Origin of the sequence: Allopontixanthobacter sp., assembly GCF_034376665.1 — a bacterium.
Taxonomy (GTDB): Bacteria; Pseudomonadota; Alphaproteobacteria; order Sphingomonadales; family Sphingomonadaceae; genus Allopontixanthobacter.
In genome coordinates this window covers 1-3006 of record NZ_JAXMJI010000049.1, presented here as the reverse complement: position 1 = coordinate 3006, position 3006 = coordinate 1, and the positions used below count along the sequence as shown (strand labels likewise).

Below are 3006 nucleotides of genomic sequence, written 5' to 3'. Positions count from 1 at the left end.
CACGACTCAAGGCCATGCTTCGCAAGGCGAGCGAGCGGACCGTCAGCGGACTGTGGGACCTGATCGGCAGGCTCGTCGACATCTTCCAGCCAGACGAATGTGCCAACTACTTCAGCTCATGCGGCTATGAACCAGAATGGTAGGAAAACGCTCTAGAGCAGTTCCAGTTCGACTGCGACCAGATCGCCCCCGGACAGATCTTCGCCGCGCATCACCTTCTTGCTCACCAGCAGAATCCATTCCGACTGCTTCTGCTGCGGGAAGACGGAGCTGTGCCAGCGCGTGCCGCCAATCCGCACCGCGACCTTGACCGAACCGAACCCCCGTCGCTGGCCGAATTCGAGCCGGTGAAGCCGCGCATGCATCGCGATCTGCTCCGCCGCCTCGCCGGTAAGGACGAGTAGGTGATAGATGCCGCGATCACCCTGCCAGCGGGTGAGCGGCGCGGTGAGGGTGAGGGGTGCGCTCATGTCAGTTTCGCGCAGAGGCCGCAGAGGAAAGGAGGACGCGGAGAAGAAAATGCGGCGACGCCGCAGATTGGTTCATTCAATGCCACGAAGAATTCGGTATTGGCGGGCCCGAAGCGCCAACATCCTTGTGGCTTTGTCCGACAATAAAGCCGCTGCGCGGGAAGCTCGTCACCTCTGCGATCTCCTTTCCTCTGCGGCCTCTGCGCGAACCCCACTTCACTTCACCGCGCGCCGCACCGGAACCGGAATGTTGCAGATATCCGCGCCGCCCGCAGGCACGATGAAGAACGGATCGCGGCGATTGGCGCGAGCATCGGCATATTTGGCGAAGGTCTCGCTTGTCGTCGAGAGATACTCGAAATCCGGCTGCTCGGAGGCCGGCAGGTCGGCGGCGACGCGGACTGACAGGATCGGGGTGCGTTTATCGATTTCGTTCGCCGCGTAGAAGCCCAATTCACCCTTGCCGCGCGGCAGACTGGAGAGATGCTCCATCCCCTCGATCACCCGGCCCACCAGCGCGATGTTGCGGTCCAGATGCCGCGGTGCATGGCCGATCACCGTGTAAAGCTCCGCGCCCGAACCGGTATCGGGGGAGAGGTTTCGCCCGACACCGACCATGCCGTAGCAGTGAGTGGGCCAGACCGACGCAATGTTTCCAGCGACAGGCCAGCCAAACATGAAGCTATCCAACTTGTCATTGTTCGCCTCGAAGTTTGATGTACAGGTTTGCGTGGGACTTTCAGTGCTCTCCGCGCATGTCGCTCCTGACTTGATGGTAGCCGCAAGTAGGTCCATCGCAAGGTCGGCTGAAATTCCAGAGCCCTTGGTTGGTAAAACATACTCATCCTCCCCCATCACTTTCAGCCCCTCCGGCAGCGGCTTTACCGCCCCCGTCGCTTCCGGATTGTCGTAATTGGGATCGCCCCATTGGACGACGTAATTGTCCTGCACCCGGTTGACGCTGATGTTGTCGTACCAGCCTGCGCGGGCGAAGATGCGGATGTTCTCGATCCACCCTTGCGAAAACGGCGGCGGCATCAGCTGGATTACCACCTGCCGCGAATTGCCATCGGCATCGGACGCGAGCGTCATGACCAGCAGGTCTTCCGCCGCGATCCGCGTCCAGTCGCTTGCGGCAGCCGCCGCGACAATTTCGTTCGGGGAGGGGGCGCCTTTCGGTTCCTCCTGGGCAAGAGCGGGGGCGAAGAGCGACAGCGCGGCGAGGGCGCCAATGAGGGTCCGGGTCATGCCGCCATCCTGCCACCGCTAGCCCCGGCGTCAAACCTTATTCCGCGGCATCTTCCAGAGCGTGCATATCGTCATCCGACAGGCCGAAATGATGGCCGACCTCGTGGATGGTCACATGGGCGACCAGCTTCTCCAGCGTGATATCGCCGCGTTCGCGCCATTCCATCAGGATCGGGCCGCGGAACAGGCGGATGCGGTCGGGCATGGTGCCCGATTGCTCGATGCTTTTCAGATGCAGCGGAATGCCCTCGTAAATCCCCGAAAGCTCGGTCGGATGGGCGAGATCGACTGCGGCCAGTGTCTCGTGGTCGGCGAAATCCTCGATCTGCAGCAGGATGTCGCTTAAGTGCTCCGCAAAGTGGCGCGGCAAGCCGTCCAGCGTCCTGCGCGCCATCGCCTCGATCTCCGCGGCACTCGCGCCGGTAATATCTCGCCAGCCCATGCCGCCAATCTAGGAACGGGGACGGGCGCAAACAATGGTGCGCCCTGCGCTTGCCAAGCCACCCCGCAAAAGCTAGGGCGCGCGTCTTGCGGACGCTCCTGCGGAGCACGCATGCGGAGACGTGGCCGAGTGGTCGAAGGCGCACGCCTGGAAAGTGTGTATAGGGGTAACTCTATCGTGGGTTCGAATCCCACCGTCTCCGCCATCGGCCTGTGCAACATCGAACAAGCCTGTCCAGAAGTCGTAGGAAGCCGATGCTTTCACGCCAAACCTCCTTGCCTGGCCAGGAAAATCTACGGCGGAAAATTCTTCCAGCAAATGGTCAAATTTGCAGGTGGCAGAGCAGCTGGTCGGGATTGTCTGAACTGGTTCCCGCATTTTTTAAGTAGGAGGTCTGGCGCTTGCAACACCGCAAGCTAGCCGCCTAATGTGAGCTAACCAGTCGAGGCCGATGCTCGGCTAATCTACGCAGCCATCACGCCAAATGTTTTGACGACGGACACGCCAAGCTATGCTCTTGCTATGCAGGAACACGAATTCCGGGGGTACTGGTCGATTGGCGAACGACCAATCTTGGCCGCATTACCAATGACACACCGCTAACCATATCCCCCTTGACTACACGCAAGATCAACCGCGCTGCTTCCATGCCCATTAAAAACTTGTCGACGTGGACCGACGTCATTGGCGGCGAAAACTTGCTGCAGAACAGAATATCATTGAATCCGATGACCGAAACGTCATTCGGGCAACGGATATCAAGTTCATTCATGGCGTCATAGCAGCCAAGCGCGAGCATATCACTGCCCGCGACAATCGCGGTCAGCCCCCGTTTGGGATCAAGCA

The 3006-nt window shown here is 60.3% G+C and carries 4 protein-coding genes, 1 tRNA gene and 1 pseudogene; 2 read left to right on the top strand and 4 right to left on the bottom strand.

The features are described from left to right. Positions 1-143, top strand: a pseudogene (locus tag U0988_RS05045) (IS630 family transposase); the annotation flags it as partial. Between the two features lie 9 nt (positions 144-152). Here U0988_RS05045 and U0988_RS05040 read toward each other — a convergent pair. The 3 genes from U0988_RS05040 to U0988_RS05030 all read right to left on the bottom strand — a co-directional run bounded on the left by U0988_RS05040 (position 153) and on the right by U0988_RS05030 (position 2160). Continuing rightward, on the bottom strand, positions 153-470 hold the full coding sequence (locus U0988_RS05040) for a DUF1905 domain-containing protein (RefSeq protein ID WP_322291548.1): 318 nt from the start codon (positions 468-470) through the stop codon (positions 153-155). 216 nt (positions 471-686) lie between these two features. Further along, complete coding sequence (locus U0988_RS05035; protein WP_322291547.1) at positions 687-1718, bottom strand: peptidylprolyl isomerase; 1032 nt, start codon at positions 1716-1718, stop codon at positions 687-689. A gap of 37 nt (positions 1719-1755) precedes the next feature. Next, entirely contained in the window at positions 1756-2160 is a 405-nt protein-coding gene (locus tag U0988_RS05030) for a metallopeptidase family protein (RefSeq protein ID WP_322291546.1), read from the bottom strand. 115 nt (positions 2161-2275) lie between these two features. Here U0988_RS05030 and U0988_RS05025 point away from each other — a divergent pair. Beyond that, positions 2276-2365 (top strand) — tRNA-Ser (locus U0988_RS05025). 315 nt (positions 2366-2680) lie between these two features. On the opposite strand, the gene U0988_RS05020 is transcribed toward U0988_RS05025, so the two are convergent. Next, positions 2681-3006, bottom strand: a 326-nt coding sequence (locus U0988_RS05020) for a substrate-binding domain-containing protein (RefSeq protein WP_322291545.1), incomplete at its 5' end; no start/stop codon positions are given.